This is a genomic window from Bacillus sp. ISL-78 (assembly GCF_018613455.1).
Classification (GTDB): Bacteria; Bacillota; Bacilli; order Bacillales; family DSM-1321; genus Peribacillus; species Peribacillus frigoritolerans.
This window is the reverse complement of the sequence record NZ_JAGGQC010000004.1, coordinates 23,303-40,854: the sequence shown is the minus strand read 5'-3', so window position 1 is coordinate 40,854 and position 17,552 is coordinate 23,303. Positions and strand designations below refer to the sequence as shown.

General features: G+C 43.7%; 20 protein-coding genes and 1 pseudogene. 3 read left to right on the top strand and 18 right to left on the bottom strand.

The annotated features are described in order from the left end of the window. Positions 1–200 precede the first annotated feature (200 nt). The 3 genes from pdxK to bshB2 all read left to right on the top strand — a co-directional run bounded on the left by pdxK (position 201) and on the right by bshB2 (position 2,266). On the top strand, positions 201–1,028 hold the full coding sequence (gene pdxK, locus J7I96_RS05695; RefSeq protein ID WP_214922145.1) for a pyridoxine/pyridoxal/pyridoxamine kinase: 828 nt from the start codon (positions 201–203) through the stop codon (positions 1,026–1,028). A gap of 124 nt (positions 1,029–1,152) precedes the next feature. Next, on the top strand, positions 1,153–1,500 hold the full coding sequence (locus J7I96_RS05690; protein WP_034315946.1) for a YojF family protein: 348 nt from the start codon (positions 1,153–1,155) through the stop codon (positions 1,498–1,500). 100 nt (positions 1,501–1,600) lie between these two features. Beyond that, positions 1,601–2,266, top strand: a complete 666-nt coding sequence (gene bshB2 / locus J7I96_RS05685; RefSeq protein WP_034315960.1) for a bacillithiol biosynthesis deacetylase BshB2 — start codon at positions 1,601–1,603, stop codon at positions 2,264–2,266. Between the two features lie 148 nt (positions 2,267–2,414). Here the strand turns inward: bshB2 and J7I96_RS05680 are convergent, their stop codons facing one another. From J7I96_RS05680 to J7I96_RS28975, 18 genes and pseudogenes are all read right to left on the bottom strand, one after another. Further along, the gene (locus J7I96_RS05680) at positions 2,415–3,620 is read right to left on the bottom strand and encodes an MFS transporter (protein WP_214772415.1); all 1,206 of its coding nucleotides are present in this window, start codon (positions 3,618–3,620) and stop codon (positions 2,415–2,417) included. An 18-nt stretch (positions 3,621–3,638) separates the two neighbouring features. Beyond that, positions 3,639–4,058, bottom strand: coding sequence for a MarR family winged helix-turn-helix transcriptional regulator (locus tag J7I96_RS05675; RefSeq protein ID WP_214772416.1), 420 nt, complete (start codon positions 4,056–4,058; stop codon positions 3,639–3,641). 332 nt (positions 4,059–4,390) lie between these two features. After that, a pseudogene (locus J7I96_RS05670) lies at positions 4,391–5,479 on the bottom strand (PQQ-dependent sugar dehydrogenase). A gap of 28 nt (positions 5,480–5,507) precedes the next feature. After that, the gene (locus J7I96_RS05665) at positions 5,508–6,374 is read right to left on the bottom strand and encodes a Cof-type HAD-IIB family hydrolase (RefSeq protein ID WP_214772418.1); all 867 of its coding nucleotides are present in this window, start codon (positions 6,372–6,374) and stop codon (positions 5,508–5,510) included. A gap of 155 nt (positions 6,375–6,529) precedes the next feature. After that, on the bottom strand, positions 6,530–7,648 hold the full coding sequence (locus J7I96_RS05660) for a PRK06851 family protein (RefSeq protein WP_053536930.1): 1,119 nt from the start codon (positions 7,646–7,648) through the stop codon (positions 6,530–6,532). An 89-nt stretch (positions 7,649–7,737) separates the two neighbouring features. Further along, positions 7,738–8,214 (bottom strand): Cys-tRNA(Pro) deacylase, encoded by a 477-nt coding sequence (gene ybaK / locus J7I96_RS05655; protein ID WP_214772618.1) that lies wholly within the window; start codon positions 8,212–8,214, stop codon positions 7,738–7,740. A gap of 219 nt (positions 8,215–8,433) precedes the next feature. Continuing rightward, a complete protein-coding gene (gene gntK, locus J7I96_RS05650) occupies positions 8,434–9,978 on the bottom strand; it encodes a gluconokinase (RefSeq protein ID WP_214772419.1) in 1,545 nt (514 codons plus the stop codon). A gap of 338 nt (positions 9,979–10,316) precedes the next feature. Next, on the bottom strand, positions 10,317–10,583 hold the full coding sequence (locus J7I96_RS05645) for a GntT/GntP/DsdX family permease (RefSeq protein WP_214772619.1): 267 nt from the start codon (positions 10,581–10,583) through the stop codon (positions 10,317–10,319). A 190-nt stretch (positions 10,584–10,773) separates the two neighbouring features. Continuing rightward, entirely contained in the window at positions 10,774–11,472 is a 699-nt protein-coding gene (locus tag J7I96_RS05640) for an ATP-binding protein (RefSeq protein ID WP_214772420.1), read from the bottom strand. Beyond that, positions 11,469–11,963 (bottom strand): ECF transporter S component, encoded by a 495-nt coding sequence (locus tag J7I96_RS05635; protein WP_214772421.1) that lies wholly within the window; start codon positions 11,961–11,963, stop codon positions 11,469–11,471. Before J7I96_RS05635 ends, J7I96_RS05640 begins: the two co-directional genes overlap by 4 nt. Positions 11,964–11,965: 2 nt before the next feature. Then, positions 11,966–12,550, bottom strand: coding sequence for a cob(I)yrinic acid a,c-diamide adenosyltransferase (locus tag J7I96_RS05630; RefSeq protein ID WP_214772423.1), 585 nt, complete (start codon positions 12,548–12,550; stop codon positions 11,966–11,968). Between the two features lie 14 nt (positions 12,551–12,564). Then, the gene (locus tag J7I96_RS05625) at positions 12,565–12,939 is read right to left on the bottom strand and encodes a bifunctional adenosylcobinamide kinase/adenosylcobinamide-phosphate guanylyltransferase (RefSeq protein ID WP_251029100.1); all 375 of its coding nucleotides are present in this window, start codon (positions 12,937–12,939) and stop codon (positions 12,565–12,567) included. A 5-nt stretch (positions 12,940–12,944) separates the two neighbouring features. Continuing rightward, positions 12,945–13,562, bottom strand: coding sequence for a histidine phosphatase family protein (locus tag J7I96_RS05620; protein WP_214772425.1), 618 nt, complete (start codon positions 13,560–13,562; stop codon positions 12,945–12,947). Then, a complete protein-coding gene (gene cobS, locus J7I96_RS05615; RefSeq protein ID WP_214772427.1) occupies positions 13,520–14,311 on the bottom strand; it encodes an adenosylcobinamide-GDP ribazoletransferase in 792 nt (263 codons plus the stop codon). The genes J7I96_RS05620 and cobS overlap by 43 nt, the downstream gene beginning before the upstream one ends. Continuing rightward, positions 14,308–14,883, bottom strand: a complete 576-nt coding sequence (locus J7I96_RS05610; RefSeq protein ID WP_214772429.1) for a bifunctional adenosylcobinamide kinase/adenosylcobinamide-phosphate guanylyltransferase — start codon at positions 14,881–14,883, stop codon at positions 14,308–14,310. Before J7I96_RS05610 ends, cobS begins: the two co-directional genes overlap by 4 nt. After that, the gene (gene cobD / locus J7I96_RS05605; RefSeq protein WP_214772431.1) at positions 14,856–15,929 is read right to left on the bottom strand and encodes a threonine-phosphate decarboxylase CobD; all 1,074 of its coding nucleotides are present in this window, start codon (positions 15,927–15,929) and stop codon (positions 14,856–14,858) included. The genes J7I96_RS05610 and cobD overlap by 28 nt, the downstream gene beginning before the upstream one ends. After that, entirely contained in the window at positions 15,904–16,869 is a 966-nt protein-coding gene (gene cbiB, locus J7I96_RS05600; protein WP_214772433.1) for an adenosylcobinamide-phosphate synthase CbiB, read from the bottom strand. The genes cobD and cbiB overlap by 26 nt, the downstream gene beginning before the upstream one ends. Further along, positions 16,866–17,501 (bottom strand): adenosylcobinamide amidohydrolase, encoded by a 636-nt coding sequence (locus J7I96_RS28975; RefSeq protein ID WP_483861590.1) that lies wholly within the window; start codon positions 17,499–17,501, stop codon positions 16,866–16,868. The genes cbiB and J7I96_RS28975 overlap by 4 nt, the downstream gene beginning before the upstream one ends. Between the last annotated feature and the right edge of the window lie 51 nt (positions 17,502–17,552).

Here is a 17,552-nt window from a genome sequence, read left to right as displayed (position 1 = left end):
GGGCTGACATCCATCCAATTTCCTTAATTACAGGTTCGAAAAATGACTTATGCGAGGCGATTGCCCTTCCTTCGCCAAGACACTCATATTAGGCTGAAAACTAAGTTTTACATAAAAGAAATTTTGGTATATTCTAAAAATAGGATATTAACTGGTATGCTGATAATATCGATATCTAATTCTCCTGAGGAGGTCACATAATGACTATGAAAAGAGCTATGACGGTTGCCGGATCTGATTCGAGCGGCGGCGCAGGTCTTCAAGCAGATTTAAAGACATTCCAAGAATTCGGCGTTTACGGTATGTCCGCTTTAACGACAATCGTGACGATGGATCCGAAGAATGGCTGGGCCCATAATGTATTCCCTACACCTGTCGAAGTTTTGGAAGCCCAAATCGAAACGATTCTATCAATAGGCATTGATGCCATGAAGACAGGAATGCTTGGATCAGTGGAAATCATTGAACTTGTTGCCCGTAAAATAGATGAGTTGAAGCTGGACAAAGTCGTAATCGATCCAGTTATGGTATGTAAAGGTGAAGATGAAGTATTGCACCCTGAAACGGCTGTAGCACTGCGCGAACTGCTTGTTCCACGTGCAACTGTAGTCACACCTAACCTGTTCGAGGCCGCTCAGTTAGCGGGAACTGCTCCTATCAAGACGATTGATGATATGAGGGCTGCAGCTGAAAAGGTTCATGCACTTGGTGCAAAATATGTCTTGATCAAAGGCGGTAATAAGCTTGATCATGATAAAGCCATCGACCTTTTATATGATGGACAAGAATTTGAAATCCTTGAATCGGAAAAAATCGAAACGACCAATACACATGGTGCCGGCTGTTCATCTTCTGCCGCCATCGCAGCTCAATTGGCTGAAGGGAAAAGCCCGCGTGAGGCTATCCTCATTTCCAAAGACTTCATCACCGAAGCGGTTCGCCATTCTTGGAAAATGAATGACTATGTCGGACCCGTCAATCATGGCGCATACCATAAATATGGGGTTGCGGAAAAAACACAAAAATAAAACATCAAGTTTAATGGCCGCTCAAATTCATCGAGCGGCCTTTTTCGCTTTTTTTGTTTTTATCTAGTAAAATAGAAAGAAGGAAAAGCTTATCTAGCCGCCCAGTTAAGGAGGAAATTATCGAATGAAACCTATAGACCGTACAGAGGTGCAAAATGCCATTGATTCTTTCGCCGGACAAGATGTATATCTTCACCTTGAAACGACAAATGGCGCCTATGCCACTCATGTAGATGAAGCTTTCTTCTCGGCAGGTGCTTATATTCGTAACGCTTTTATTCAGTATGAACATGGCAAGATAGTTGGGGATGGACCCTATCGCATCGGCTTGAAGCTCAATATTGGCTGGGTATATGCAGAAGGCGTTAACCACTTCGAAATGGATGAACAGGGGAGATTGCTATTGGCAGGCCTTGATTTTTCCGGAAAGCTTGCTGTCTCCATGCAGCTCAGTCCCACTCCCTTTGAATGATGACAACTTGCTTGATATATATCATATGATGATTCCGATGAAAACTCCCATTCACCGATAAACATACTTACTGTAAGTAGTACGGAAGGAGAAATATACCTTGGAAAAAGAACGCCATGTATTAGTTATATTCCCACATCCCGATGATGAAGCCTTCTCGGTCTCCGGAACGCTTGCCCTTCATAGAGAAGCGGGCACTCCTGTCACCTATTTATGCTTAACTTTAGGAGAAATGGGACGTAATTTAGGAAACCCTCCATTCGCAACAAGGGAATCACTTCCTAAAATTCGTAAAAAGGAATTAATCGATGCTGCAAATGCGATTGGCATCCAAGATTTACGCATGCTTGGATTGCGTGATAAGACGATTGAATTCGAAGATGATGAAAAGCTGACTTCATTATTTACCGATGCCATCAATGAATTAAATCCATCATTGATCATTACGTTTTACCCAGGATACAGTGTCCACCCGGATCATGAAGCGACAGCACGGGCTGTAGTTCGGGCCGTGGAAAGAATGGAAGAGAAAGAGAGACCTAAACTTCATTGTGTCGCCTTCTCGAATAACTGCATTGACGAATTGGGACAGCCCGACATCGTCCATGATATCACTGCCGTCGAAGAAAAAAAGGTAGCCACATTCACTGCCCACCGTTCGCAAACGGAAGCAATGGTGATCGATTGGAAAGAGAAATTCGAGAATCAGGATGCAGATTTCCTTGACTGGATCCGCAAAGAAAGATTATGGACCTATAAATTTTAAGAAAACCGCCAATAAGGCGGTTTTCTTTGTTTAGGCATAAAAAAACGCCTGTGGATTACAGGCGGAGAAAAGGGGGATACTTTGGAAAATCAATCATAATATAAGCATCCCCAAAATTTTTCTTTTTATACAATCCTATTGAAAAAATTTAGGCAGACAAGCGTTCCTCATGCTGCATTTTCACTCTTGCCGATGCTTTTTTCCCATGTGCCAAGTAATAAATGCCAATAAGTACGAATGCAAAAACCGACATTCCCATGAATAACCCTTTGAACCCTGTAAATGGAATAAGGAATCCCAATAAGAATGGGCCAACACCAATACCGAAGTCATACATTGTAAAAAATGTGGATGTGGCTAATCCCATCCGATTTGATGGGGCTTCCTTGATGGAAATCGCTTGACAGCTTGATTGGAATGTACCGTACCCCACTCCGATCAAGGCGCCGGCAATCAGGAGCGTGATACCATGATGAGATTGACTGAGGATGACCATACCGACGGCAAATAGCAAAAGCGATGGGTAAATAACTGCATTTTCCCCCTTCACATCAAACATCCGTCCTGTAAACGGACGGGACGCCAAAAGGAAAACAGCAAAAACGACAAAGAAGAAGCTCGCCGCATCCATTAAATCCATTTCCTTCGCAAAAGACGTTAAATAGGACAAAATGCTCGAATAGGTAAATCCGGCAAATCCGATAAAAATGGAAATGGGCAGTGCCCTTTTTTCAAAATAATCGCTGATTTTAAATCCTTTTTGTGGTGAAGCTCCGCCCTTATCCCCTTCAGGCACATTCATGAATAATGATGCAACTAAAGAAAATGCGGCAAATAAGGAGGCTGCATAGAAAATGATGGAGTAACTGAAATGCTGTGTAATCAGCAATCCAATGAACGGACCGAATGCCATTGCCAAGTTGGTACTCATGGCAAAGTAACCTGTACCTTCCCCGCGTCTTTCATTCGGAATGATATCTGCAGCAATCGTGCCAGTTGCCGTAGTGGCAAGGCCAAAAGCAAAACCGTGAATAAGCCGATCGACTAATAAGAGGGATAAACTATTCACCAGGAAATATCCAATTGATGCAATCAGGAATAGAACCAACGAGCCAAGCAACATCTTTCTGCGGCCGATCTTGTCAATTTTTTTCCCTGCAATCGGTCTGACAAGCACAGCCCCAAGAACAAAAATACTTGAAGCAAGCCCTGCTTGTGCTTGCGAAGCATGAAAATTATCCATCGTATAAATGGTCAATGTCACCATCAGGACATAAAAAGTTAAAAATAGAAAAAAGTTCGCAGACGAAACAATCAGAAAGTCTTTCGTCCACAATTTCGGTTTGTGATTCATTTCAATCCTTCTTCCTTACTATTGTTTTAATTTTTCCTTCAGGAAAATCAACGTTCGTAACGTTGCCTCCCGGTCTTCTTCAGCCAAACCGCTCATTAATTGAAGTTCAAATTCCTCAACTACCTTTTTGGCCTCTTGATAAGTCCTTAAACCTGACTCCGTTAACTGTATTCTCCGTTCCCGTTTATCTTTTCCTGGAACTTGTTCAATCAACTCAAGTTCTTCCAATCGGTTTACCGTCCTGGTTACCGTCGGTTTCTCCACATCTAAATAAGTGCTTATATCAACAAGCGTAGAACAGCCGAACTGACTTAGATAATATACAATCGACCATTGGGAATGATAAAGATCAACCTTGGCCAATTGTTCATTTAACTTTTTCGTAAATGACCTTGAAAATTGTAAGTTATGATGAAAAAAACCATTTTGAAAGGACAAAGGTATTCCTCCTGTAAAGTAGTTACCTAGGTAACTATACACCTATTCATTAAAAATGTCTAGCCCTCAGGAAGAACGAAAATAATCGTAGACACTGTTTCCTTAGCTTCTCCACGACTTCCAAGACAAAAAAATCCCTTTTTCAGTAGATTGGGGATCTTACTCGTGAGTTTCACACTTTTACTCGTGAGTTTTGCGCTTTTACTCGTGAGTTTCACACTTTTACTCGTCAATTTCGCGCTTTTACTCGTGGGTTTTGGGGCCATACACAAAAAGGAAACCCCGCTAGCGGGGTTCCCGAATATATACTCCATTTCTTCTCACTGATAACATCAAGGCATATTTAACCGAGATAGCGACAAACGATATAGCTTATCATCCTTTTCACCAGGATTTCCTCGCCCGTCCGTATTGTTGCTTATGAAATATATGTATTCTTCATCAACGAATACATCACGTATCCTTCCTGAGCCCGTGATGATATTGGTCAGTTTTCCGCTCTTTACATCGTAACTCTTTAGCGCTTCGCCCCTTAAGGCTGCAAAATACAGCTTTCCGTCAAAATAGGCCATGCCTGAAGGAGCCCATGTATTTTCACCGGAATGAATCAATGGTTTTACCATATCCGGTTTTTGCTCATCGCCCTGTATGTCTGGCCAGCCATAGTTCTTACCCGGGTCAATTTTATTTAGTTCATCGTGAGCCGAATCTCCGTGCTCACTTTCATACAACTGTCCTGATTAATCCCAAGCCAGACCTTGTGGATTGCGGTGACCGTATGAATAGACGTATGAGTTCCCGAAAGGATTATCTTTAGGAATGGTGCCATCCAGGTTCAGGCGCAGAATTTTCCCGCCTAAAGATTCTATGTCCTGTGCGATTTCAGACTTTCTTGCATCACCTGTTGCTGCATATAGCTTATCATCCGGTCCAATCTTGATCCTGCCGCCATGGTGGAAGTCCCCGCTTGGTATTCCGTCGATTAAGGTCCCCATCTCCTGCCAAATATCATCACTTTTTTCTAAAATGACGATGCGATTGATGGAATCCCCGCCCTCTTCATAAGTATAATAGGCGAAAGCTTGCCCGCTCTTAGAGAAATCGGGAGCTAGCAAAAATCCAAGCAATCCAGCTTCCGCTTTAGCTGACAATGTCTTTTTAAGATTGACCTTTTGCCGTGTCATCTTATTCTTGTCCCATTCGACGATGGTTCCTGTCCGCTCTGACACATACATTGTGTTCCCATTCTTCTGAATCGACCATGGAGCCTGCAGGTTCGTTACCAACACATCCGGATCTTCCCCTAATGCGCCTGTCACTTCTTTGTCAGGATTCGGCCTGTTTTTGCTTTCGTCATCATTCCTGTTGCAACCAGTTAAAAACAATGTAGCCATAAGGAAAAATAAGAGCAATTTTTTCAAAGGTCTTTTCCCCCTTTGATTCATGAGTTTAATAGGCTGACTGTTTAAGTACCTTTAAAATGGCCTCCGCGACGCCTGATTCATCATTATTTCCTGTTACTTCATCGCACAGATTTTTAATTTCGAGCGGGGCATTTCCCATTGCGACAGACAAACCTACCCGTTCAAACATGGATACATCATTATAATTATCCCCAATAGCCATGGTTTCCTGCATCGAGCCGGATTTTCCATTTACATATGTTTCAAGTGCCGTACCTTTTTGAGCCGTTTCACTCATGATTTCTACATTTTCACGTCCTGATGAAGTGACTGTAACTCCTTGTCCTTCCAATTTCGCAGCAATTTGATTTAATAAAGTTAAATCCTTTGAGAAGCTGAGAATTTTATAATATTCCTCATTCGAACGGCTGAATAACTCGGAATAATCGGAAATGGAAGTTACCTGCCCCAGCTGTAAACGCTGCTCTGCAAATTTTCGCATACCCTCAGGGTCAATGTCGGGATTGGCTGTAACGAATACATCAACCAAAACAGATATTGCGTTTTCATAGTCTTTGGAATAAATCCCCTGACTCGTATATATTTCGAAATAAATCCCTTGTTCTTCGAGGAATCCAGCGACCATTTTAGCAGTGGCTGCTGACATTGGTTTGGAAGCGGCAATCTTCCCTTCCTCCGTGAAGAGGGCAGCACCATTTACACAGATGACAGGGCAAACGATGCCTGCTTCATCTAAAGCGAACCTCGCTTCCACATAAGATCTTCCAGTAGCAATGATCACTTCCACTCCCTCGTTTTGCGCCCTCTGGATTGCTTGTTTATTTTCCTCACTGACCTTTTGCATTTTGTTTAGCAATGTTCCGTCCATATCAATCGCAATCGTCTTTATCAATTCAATCCGCCCCTTTTTTTCAATATAATCCCTATTTTAACCGAAAGGGCGTGGATAAACACGTTTAACAAACCCGTATATATTCTTGGTGTGGCTTCGGGGATTAAAAAATATAAATAAACTGCGCCTAATTAAGGCAGGCGCAGTTTATTTTCTTAATGTAGAATCGTTTTTCTATCGACATCTTGAGCCCGTTCAGTAATCTGTTCATTGATGTCTTTTTGAATATCATCGATGGCTGTAAAATCCATTGCTTTCACATAAATCTTTTCGAGTTCGTCATGAAGCTCTTTTGCCTTAGCCAGATTTGCTGTCGCTTCATTCATTTTCGTGCGGTACCTGGTGGAAACATCCTTTAATTGATCGGCATATATTTCATCTGTTCCAGGCAAAATGGCCGTTTTATATATATCAATGATTTCATCCCCTCCACAACTAGGGAAATATTCATGAGGCGATGTGCTGTCAAAAATGGCGATCCCCACCTCCCGGACGATTACCATGTCCAAGCTATGCGGATCGAAGCCACAATGATATATTTCCACATCAAAGCCCCTTTGCTCCGCAGCCTTTGCAATCTTCTTCAGCATCGTTGATTTCCCTGAACCTGGACGACCCTTTAAAAAGTACCGTTTTTGTATTCCCTCAGTAATATTGGGGATGAAATCAACTGCACCCGTTGGTGTAGCTGCACCTAAGAATCGGTGACGAACATCCGACTTCTTATTAAGGACGATATCTCTATAAAAGCTTTCAATCAATTTATTGGTCAACCCATTCAATTTTGCGAAATCAATATTTGACTTGTAAATGTCTTCCCATTCATCATGTATCTTTAATGCTTCAGCGAATAGGGCATATGCTTTCTCGAAACTCTTGCTTCTCGCATTCGTCAACTTTATGATGGCCGCTCTTTCAGAAGCCAGCTGCTGGGAATCCCAGGCAGCCCCAAGATTGACATATTCCTCAATCGCCCCTGGTGCCTTCGGTTCAATCACATGCGGCGCAGTCCCATCCACGATACCGATTTTCAAAGCCGGTATGATTACTCCATCAATGGAATCATTATCGGACGAACAATGTAAATACTCGATGTCATAGTCTTTATCCAGCCATTCTTGGCCGATTTTTTTCATAATGGTCGATTTACCGGAACCAGGTCCGCCTTTTAATATGAATAATCTTTCCAGACCTTTTAAATTTGAATCATATAAACTATAAAAACCTTTAGCCGTATTGCCTCCAGCAAAATAATTCATCACTTTTCCTGTCACTTTCACACTCTCCCTCACAATAAAAATGTGATCTTCAAGACAGCGTATGAAGAAAAGGCCTAATAGGTGAATACCTAAAGGTAAACAATTTATTTTATTAGGGCTGCAGGTTCCGCTTGTGTGACTTCCAGGAATTCTGACGGTTTTAAAACGATCTGTGTACCGATTTTCCCCCCACTTACGATGATTTCAGTCAGGTTTGCTGCACTTTCATCGATAAAGGTCGGGTATTGTTTTTTCATTCCGATCGGGGAACAGCCTCCTCGAATGTACCCTGTGTATTTTTGCAGATCTTTAACCGCAAGCATTTCAATTTTTTTTGCACCTGCGGCCTTCGCTGCTTTTTTCAAGTCCAATTCGGTAGCTACAGGAATGACAAATACGTAAAGCTGCTGCGGTCCGTTATGGGTGACAAGCGTTTTAAAAACGGTTTCTGGCGCTTTTCCAATCTTGTCAGCAACAGTGATCCCATCAATTTTTCCATCGCGGGCATCATAACTCATCATGCCATACTCTATACGTTTGTTATCAAGAATTCGCATTGCATTCGTTTTACTGGCTCCCATAAGAAAATTCCCCTTATCGTTTTCTTCCATCTTACCATTATAATTACCAGGCAAAAAGAAAAGCACAGTGCTTATGCATCTGTGCCTTTAGACTATAGACAAATTCGAGGAAAAGCCTGTCTGCCTCAGTTTTTATTAATAAAAGTTCCAGTTGTTTTCTGTGAATTCCGCCCTCTTTTTTTCGACAAATTGAAGCACAGTGCTTATTCATCCTAAGAGTCATTCTAAATGGCGTCTTTGGAAATCCGCTATCCTCTTGTAGTCACCTTCCAATTGCCTGCTCAAGGATAAATAAATCGACATCAATTCCTCATACACTTTAACGTTCTCTTCGATCGGGACAAGTTCATTCGTTTCACCAACCATACCCTCAACCTCATAAAGGCTTTCGATTTCGCCTAAAGCATATAATCCAAGAACGGCGGCACCTAAGCTCGAACTCTCGAAGCTTTCTGGGATTGTCACGTTTTGATTGAATATATCAGCCATGATTTGGCGCCAGAGCTTCGAACGGACAAATCCGCCGCTTGCATGAATCTTCTCGGGAGCACCAGTCAATTCCTTTACGGCTATAAGGACACTGTACAAGTTATACATCACACCCTCCAGTACTGCCCGGACCATATGGTCACGAGTGTGATGAAGCGCCAGTCCAAAGAAGGAGCCCCTTGCATCGGCACTCCATAATGGTGCCCGTTCCCCTGCCATATACGGATGGAATATCAACCCATCAGAACCAGGTGCAATAATAGAAGCCATATCCGTCAGAATCTCATAGGAGTCCTGTCCCGAAGCCTTCGCTTTTTCGATTTCCACACGGCCCAATTGATCGCGTGCCCATCGGAAGGTGATTCCCCCATTGTTGACGGGTCCGCCGATTACCCAATGATTCTCAGTAAGGGCATAGCAGAATGTCCGGCCTTTGGGATCGGTAAGCGGCCTGTCACTGATGGTTCTTACCGCACCGCTCGTTCCGATTGTCACTGCCAGAACGCCAGGCTTGATTGCGTTTTGACCTAAGTTGGCAAGCACTCCATCACTCGCTCCAATCACAAACGGTGTACCAGCATGAATGTTCATTTTTGCAGCTAATTCCTCACTTAAGCCTGAGAGGATATGCGTTGTAGGGACAAGCATCGGCAGCTTATCAGCCCCAATTCCAGCAATGGTGAGTGCCTCTTCATCCCAATTCAGGTCATTCATGTTGAACATGCCCGTTGCAGAAGCGAGTGAATGATCCATTACATACTCATTGAAAAATTTATAGATGATGTATTCTTTAATTCCTATAAATTTGTCCGTTTCGTTAAAAATCCCGGCATGCTCATTTCTTAACCACATTACTTTCGTGATTGGGGACATTGGGTGAATAGGTGTTCCCGTCCTGTGATACAATTGCATTCCCTGTTCTGAAGCCTTCAATTTCTCCGCATAGGCAACACTTCGATTATCCGCCCATGTAATGCTATTCGTAAGCGGAATGCCGTCCTTACCCATTGCAATCAAGCTATGCATCGCCGAACTGAACGATATCAAGCCCAGTTCTTGCTTTTCTATTCCGCTTGCAATCATGACCTCGCCAATTGCTATGATGACCGCTTTATATATTTCTTCGGGCTCTTGTTCCGCAACGGAAGGAGTCGGACTGTGCAGAGGATATCCCCTTGAACAAGATTGGACAACTTCCCCCCCTTTTGTAAAAAGAACAACTTTCGTACTCGTCGTGCCAATATCGATCCCCATCATATAACCTGAATGTTTCATATATACATCATGCTCCTTTCTCTTAAACAATTGAATTCAATAGTAAGATTAGGATAAGTGAAACGACTGAGATAATCATTTCCATAACCGTTCAAGACTTTATCGTTTGTGCGACTGCCGACCATCCTAAATCTGCTCCATTCACATGTGATGGAGCAATGGACCAGAATTCACTATAACACCAGGACAGCAGATATGATCGGCAGGCAGCTTAATATTTATCATGGCTGTAACGAGCCAGCCCAACAATATCAAAGGATGTCGCTAGACTGACCTGCAATGGCTTCATTCATCAGCTCTTGCCATACATTTTTAAATGCACCGCCCGCTCCAATAATCTAGATGATGAAGGCAGCGGACATGAATTGGTTTTGCACCCCTTTATTAAAACCTCTAGCGCAACCTAATGCAAAGAATGAAACCATGAGGCGCAATGATTTTTTTTCCGATGAAATCAACCCATCATTCCATGTTGAATCTTCACCAAAGGTCCGATCAACATTACCAAGAGTATTACCTACCCCTGTCTGAACAGCATCTGCAACATCCCGAATATCCATACCTGTGATGATCCCTAAAGTGACGGAAGTGAGCAGTAACGCAATATATGGGTTTCATTTTACTTTGGCAGGATAAAATCGGGCAACAAGCCCGCCTATCCAAATAAACCAAACATCTTATTCAAGCTTTCACTCTAAATAGGATAAGGAAACCATCAAGGTAAGATCTCATGAAAAAAGCATCGAACCCGTTCATTATGAACTAAACTCGATGCCTGATTCAGTCATGAATCGATCAACCGCCAATAAAAAGAGGACCGGATCTTTGCTTGATTTCTTCCTCAAGTTGTTCAGGATAGGCAATGAGGAAGCAGGTGGATGGTCCTGATGATTTTTCAATATCGACTTTATTGCTTATATGCACAGAAACACCTTCACCACTTTGATCCAGATGCTCCCATTCATACGCTATCCCTTTTGAGCCGACTGGAAGTGCCTGAACACCTTCCATTTCACATAAGCTTTTATATAAAGATAATGGCGCGACCCACTCTTGCTGTTCCATTACTTCTTCGCCAACGAGCGGCCTGCCGATCAGAGCGATTTTCCGTAAGGGCTGTTGCTTTTTAACACGTTCATTCACTCGTTTACCAATCACCATAAGACCAAGTGCTGACTGAAGAAGCGGCATGTTACTTTCTGTGCTGCCAGTGATGGGAAGATCCTCCATTCCCAATTCATTCATCCCCTTCCTGACACCCCTGGTCAAGTCCTCCCAGGCTTCATCGCCGCAGAAATTATTTAGAACGACGGATACGGGGATTCCGCCAACGCCCAGGCATTCCATGACGGCAACCCGAAAGGAATAATATCCAACGACCTCATAAGGGACATGGACAAGATCTTTTTCCTTCAGTCCGATCCCGCCGCTATTGTCACTTGAGACGATCAAGGAATCTGATTCGGAAAATGGCAAAATCAATGAATCACTCATTCTGCTAATCCATCTTTAAAAATGATTTTTTTCAAAACAGGCTCCAAGCGCGGCAATAAAAGGACTGCCAATACTATATTTACCGCCGTCGCCACCGTTAAGCCCGGAACCAATAACGTGTAAAAGCCAGGGCTGATCAGAAATGCGAAAGGCAGGGCCAAAACGAAGGCATTACTGATAAAGAAGAGAAAAAATGCGCCTACTTTTTTCCCTTTTATATATAAAATGCTAAACAGCCATGTCAGGACAGCCATTTCGACCATGATCAAAAAATGGAATGGACCAAGTGTCATGCCGCCGATGAACGCTGAAATGATATGACCAAGCCCAGCAACTATAGCTCCCGATACCGGGCCAAGTATGACAGCCGCCAAAAGGGCCGGGAAACTATCCAAAGCGATGCTTCCGATCGGTGAAGGAATTTTAATCATTGCCCCTACCGCCGATAAGGCGATGAATATAGCAATTGCACTAATTTTTCTTACGTCCATGTTTACTCTTTTTCCTTTCTTTTCCCTCCTCGGAACACATTTGCGCTGCGGATATATTCCACATCTTTTACACCAAGACGGAAATTGATCACACGTGCAACAGCAAAGAAGTAATCCGACAAACGATTTAAATATTGAAGTGATAATGGTGAAACGGCCGCACCCGACTTGATCAATGAAACGACCAATCGTTCTGCCCTTCTTGTCACGGTTCGGGCAATGTGAATCGTTGCAGCCGCTTTTGAACCGCCAGGCAAGATAAACTTTTCCAGTTCCGGCGCTTCAAGTATGAAGGCATCTATCCGTTCTTCCAAATAGGTAATGGTCTCTTCCGTCAGCTTTTGCGGGGCTTTCTCGGAAACGGTTGCCAAATCTCCTCCGCAGTCAAATAACTCATGCTGGATTTTCTCTAGATCTGCCAGTACATCCGTAAATATCGCAGGATCCAATTCTGTCACCGCAAGACCGATATAGCTATTCACTTCATCCACCGTTCCATAAGATTCAACACGAATGTCATCCTTGTCAAGCCGACCTCCGATTACGCTGGTTTGTCCCTTATCCCCTGTACGTGTATAGATCTTCATCCCAATTACCTCCTCTACTTTATTCGCTGGTTAATTCCATACCAGATGATATCAACGCGCTTTGATATGGATGCTACATCTTGATAGATCCATCCGCAGGCATCGCGCCATCTGCGGTCTCTTGCTTCCATCGGGACAATTCCCTTGGAAATATCAGAACCGATCACAATGCAGCTGTGTTCATCCCTTTCTTTCTCCCATATTCGCCAATCAGCCATGATTTCCTTCCATCTTTTTCGAATCGAATCTGAATCCATCTTTTCTGCATCTTGTTGAATCCATGCATCCAAACCTTGCAATACAACTGTCCTGCCTTGGAAATCAATCAATTCCGGCTGTTCTTCTCGATAACCGGATAACCAAAGGACATCTTTTTCCAAACCATACAATTGCTTTACCCATTTAGTTTTCCCATTATAGGCGCCTCCTGTAACAAAGTGCAGCGTTCTCCCCTCCTTAAGCTGTTCCGGTCTTCCCATATCAGCTCATATCCCCTGCCATGGGAAATTCCCCAATCAAAAAAGGACTTTTCCTTCGGGGCATAGCGGACCAATAAATCACGAATTACCCCTCCATGGGTCATTAGGGCAAAGCGGTTTTCCTTACAGGCAATCAATTGTTTCCAGCCATTATTCACACGTTCGGAAAATGCCGGATAACTTTCGCCCCCAGGCACCAGTGCCTCCATGGGACGTTCCAGCCAATTAAGATAATCTCCATCTGTCTTCAACTCATGATACGTCCGCCCTTCCCAACTGCCGAAGTTCATCTCACGGAACAAAGGGTTTTTGATTGGAACTGCATGTGGAAACAGCAGGCGTGCAGTTTCCACACATCGGGACAAATCACTGCTGAAAATTTTTTCATACTGTGGGTACGAGCCCCTTAAGCCCAGTATTTCCTTTTCTCCTTCTGTACTTAATGGAGAATCCGTCCAGCCTAAATAGGCCTTTCGTTCATTGGCTACTGTCAGCCCATGGCGAAGTAATGTAATAGCCACAATATCAGCCATAACCAAAGTTCAACCCCTTCCACGGATGCCCCCAGGACATCCCCCGTTATCCCACCGAACCAACTGACGATTTTACGTTTTATATAAACCAGGAAAAACACGGCAGCCAGACACATGATGAAAAATAAGGGGACAAGCTTAAAATCAATGATCCAGGCGAACACCAGACTTACAAGAAGGTACAGCCAATAAATGGGCAAACTGCTTTTCATCACTGCACTTTGAAAAAAGGCACCGAGCCCCTCCTTTTTAGCGAGCGGCATCCGGATGAGTAAATAACCCATCACACATTTGCTTAAGAGCGGAAGGGCAATGATCAAGAAATATGTCCATTCATTTACCCTTTCAACAATTTCATAGATAAATAGAAACCGTGCGGCCAATAGGACTATGACGGAGATGACACCGAAGGCACCTGTCCTGGAATCCTTCATGATTTCCAATCGCCGCTCTTTATCCTGATAGGAAAAAAAAGCGTCACTTGCATCGATCCAGCCATCGAGATGCAAACCTCCCGTTAATGCCATGGTCAAAAACCAAAGGAAAAAGGCAATCGAAAGCGATGACAAGGGGGTCCATTCCACTAGTGCATACAAAACGCCGCCCAATATCAAGCCTAGCAAAAGACCTACTAATGGAAAGGTTTGAATGGCACGGTGAATATATTTCTTCTCCATCGGAAGCTGTTTCTTTATTGGAAAGACTGTAAAGAACTGCAGGTTAATTAAAAAACCGATCACTCCGCTCATTCCTGCATGCACCCTTTCTTCCGCAATGGAATTCCCGCTTCCACTAAATAGGCTTCATCGGCCATCCCGACGATCGTTTGATGAAGCAACCCCAGTGTTTTTCCGTATATATGAAGGAAATCATCCTGGAAAATCGGTTCCTGTACCAATTCATTGCTCACGACTATTAAACAATTGGATTGTTTTTTTATCTCATTGATTCCGGTTATTATTTTTGAAAAAACGCTATTTAAGAATTCTTCTTCAAGCGGAAGGCCAGGACCAAATAGTTCGTTATCAAGCAGGGTTGTCAGACAATCGAGCAGAATTATGGAATCCTGATCAATATCCGCCCCTATTCTTGTAATATCCGTTGCGTATTCGGAGGTCTTCCACGCAATCGGGCTGCTTTCCCTATCTTTCCGGTGCCTAAGGATGCGTTCACCCATCTCAGCGTCACTGACTCGGCCACAGGCGAGGTAATGCAAGTTCCCATCCATCTGGAGTGCATACTCCAGGGCTTTTCTTTCCGCGAAGCTGCTTTTTCCAGAACGGACACCCCCGGTTATAAAACAGAGCCTTGCTTTCTCCACTGTCTTACCCCCTCCATCAGTGCTTCGTTATCATGTTCACTCTTCACTGCAAACCGAAGCCACCTTCCATCCAAGCCCGGAAAATTATAGGTATGGCGCGGTACGATTCCTTTTTTCAGCAAAAAGGGGAAAAGGGATAAAGATTCATCTTTCACCAAATAAAAATTAACTGTGCTATCGGAGACATCCAACCCCTGCTCCTCATAAAACGGGAATAGTCTTTGCTTTTGCCATGCAATATAGTCTCTTGTTTTTCTCATATAGGCTTCTTCTGCAAGACAGATTTTCCCTACTTCAAGTGCCACATGGTTGACGCTCCAATGCGGTTTATAATTCCTTACCCGTTTTATGATGTCAGGTGACGCAAGCAAATAGCCTAGTCTCAAACCGGGGATCGCAAAGATTTTAGTCATTGATCTTAGTATGAGTAAATGTGGAAATGCATGGATTAAAGAAGCATAGCTAAAGGCATCCTCCGTGAAATCATAAAAAGCCTCATCCAGGACAACCAGGCAATCCGCTTTTTGGCATTCAATGATCAATTCCCTAACTGTATCCCGCTTAAATGAAACTCCAGTCGGATTATTAGGCGTACATAAGAAAATGGCATCGTATTCGGGTAATCTTGGAATCAATCGTTCCAAGTCCAATTGCCACCCAGGAGCATCAAGCTGGTGAAAATCGACCTTACATCCTGCTGCCAAACAAGCTTCAGCATATTCCGCAAATGCCGGCTGTATGATCAGCACCCTTTGATTGGCTAATCCGTTCGCTACCAGCATGATGATTTCAGCACCACCGTTCCCCATCAAAACGGATTCCTTGGGAAGTGCTTCTTTTTTTGCAATTGATTTTGTCAGTTCAATGGCATGCGGATCTGGATATTGAAGGATTCCTTCGAAAAACTCAGACCACTGTTCCTTTATGCGTAAAGGCGGACCCAATGGGTTGATGTTGGCACTGAAGTCGAGAACCGATTCAGGCATTTCGATTTCCAGCGCTTCATAAAGATAATGAGGATTAGAGCCATGAGAAGGTAACGTCAAGAGTAATTCCCCCTAACCATAGCATCAGCAGAAATAGAAAAGATGACCGATGCATGATGGTAATCGTTTGTGGTATATGTTTTGCTTCCAATCGAACAAGCGGAACTCCCATCCTCGCACGGTCGGAAACAATTCCTTTGTACATGTTCCGACCTCCAAGCTGGATTCCCAAAATGGCCGCAACGCCTGCTTCACACCACCCGCTATTCGGGCTTGGATGTTTTTTTGCGTCATTGAATAATATCTTCCATCTGGCGCCGAATCCATGATAGCCGGATTTCGAGCTCAGCAACATCAGGAATCCGGTGAGGCGGCTGGGAATCCAGTTGACGATATCATCGAGTTTAGCTGAAGCCCAGCCGAATTGCCCATATTTATCATTCTTGTACCCTACCATGGAATCGCAGGTATTAATCGCCCTGTACACCATCGCGAGCGGCGCACCGCCGATAGCTGCCCAAAATAATGGCGCTGTAATCCCATCACTGGTATTTTCCGCTACGGTTTCCACGGTGCCCCTGACGATTTCTGGTTCATCAAGATCAGCCGTATCACGGCCAACGATATAGGAAAGCTTTACCCTCGCTTCAGGGAAATCCCGTTCATTAAGCGGAAGGCAAACATCCATCCCAGCTTGCTTCAAGCCCTTCTGAGCTATCGTTGTGGAAATGACAACAGCTTCCCAAAGGATACCTGCAAGCGGATGGATTAGATAAGCCAAATAAACGGTAAGAAGTGTAATCAATAACACCGCCGATAGGACGATGATCAACATGAAGAGCCCTTTCCGTTTCTTATATGCCCCTTTATTGAATGCCAGATCCAACTTGCTGATCAGCGTTCCTATCCATTTGACTGGATGCGGCCAATTTGGCGGATCTCCAATTAATAAATCAAGGAAAAACGCCAGCGTAACCGCAAAAAGATGATGATAAATCATAATTCCTCAATCCGCTTCCGATTATTCTTCAATGCTTCCACTGTACAATCATATACACCGCGACTGATCAGCTTCCCTAACGGAGTGATGGTGCCTGCATATTGAAGCTTTGCCCCTCTTTGAGTTGCCGCAATCAACATGCTGTCTGTCGATGTTCCTGTTGCACAAGTATTTGTCACCTTATCCATGACAAGCAAATCATGAAGCGCTTTTACTTTTGCTTCGGTCGCAGTCACTATACTGTGGATATATGCCTCTTCTGCCAAATGCCCATTTACGAATATCCATGTATTTATCGTTCCTGGAGCGGAACTCCAAGAGTGCCGGTCAGCTAATGAAGCGTCGATGGCATTCCCCACACCGGCCGTCACAATGATAAAAACCGAGAAATCTTCAGCTCTTAATAGCCTGAATGCAACCGTATCGAGAAAGACAGCTGTCATCATCCCTACCGTTTCCTGAGGCTCAAAACCATGAGCTGTTAAATAGTCGGCCATTTCAACATGATGATCCTCGCAATCATAACCATGATGGACGTGCCTATTCACAAAATACTTATGCCAGCCCGTCCCTGAACCAGTCACTCCAGAAGACATCGTTCTAAGCGGGATCGGAGACTTCAATTGAATCATCTCAAATCCGACTGTCAAATAAGAATCATCAATTTCCAACGGGATCGTATC

What these genes read in the sequence shown, in the direction of transcription:
- J7I96_RS05690 (WP_034315946.1), top strand. Translation starts at nt 1,153, where the DNA reads ATGAAACCTATAGACCGTACAGAGGTGCAAAATGCCATTGATTCTTTC.
- cobS (WP_214772427.1), bottom strand. Translation starts at nt 14,311, where the DNA reads ATGAGCGGAGTGATCGGTTTTTTAATTAACCTGCAGTTCTTTACAGTC.
- gntK (WP_214772419.1), bottom strand. Translation starts at nt 9,978, where the DNA reads ATGAAACATTCAGGTTATATGATGGGGATCGATATTGGCACGACGAGT.
- ybaK (WP_214772618.1), bottom strand. Translation starts at nt 8,214, where the DNA reads ATGGGAGCCAGTAAAACGAATGCAATGCGAATTCTTGATAACAAACGT.
- pdxK (WP_214922145.1), top strand. Translation starts at nt 201, where the DNA reads ATGACTATGAAAAGAGCTATGACGGTTGCCGGATCTGATTCGAGCGGC.
- J7I96_RS05680 (WP_214772415.1), bottom strand. Translation starts at nt 3,620, where the DNA reads ATGAATCACAAACCGAAATTGTGGACGAAAGACTTTCTGATTGTTTCG.
- cbiB (WP_214772433.1), bottom strand. Translation starts at nt 16,869, where the DNA reads ATGATTTATCATCATCTTTTTGCGGTTACGCTGGCGTTTTTCCTTGAT.
- J7I96_RS05620 (WP_214772425.1), bottom strand. Translation starts at nt 13,562, where the DNA reads ATGGCTGATATTGTGGCTATTACATTACTTCGCCATGGGCTGACAGTA.
- J7I96_RS05635 (WP_214772421.1), bottom strand. Translation starts at nt 11,963, where the DNA reads ATGGACGTAAGAAAAATTAGTGCAATTGCTATATTCATCGCCTTATCG.
- J7I96_RS05630 (WP_214772423.1), bottom strand. Translation starts at nt 12,550, where the DNA reads ATGAAGATCTATACACGTACAGGGGATAAGGGACAAACCAGCGTAATC.
- J7I96_RS05640 (WP_214772420.1), bottom strand. Translation starts at nt 11,472, where the DNA reads ATGAGTGATTCATTGATTTTGCCATTTTCCGAATCAGATTCCTTGATC.
- J7I96_RS28975 (WP_483861590.1), bottom strand. Translation starts at nt 17,501, where the DNA reads ATGATTCAATTGAAGTCTCCGATCCCGCTTAGAACGATGTCTTCTGGA.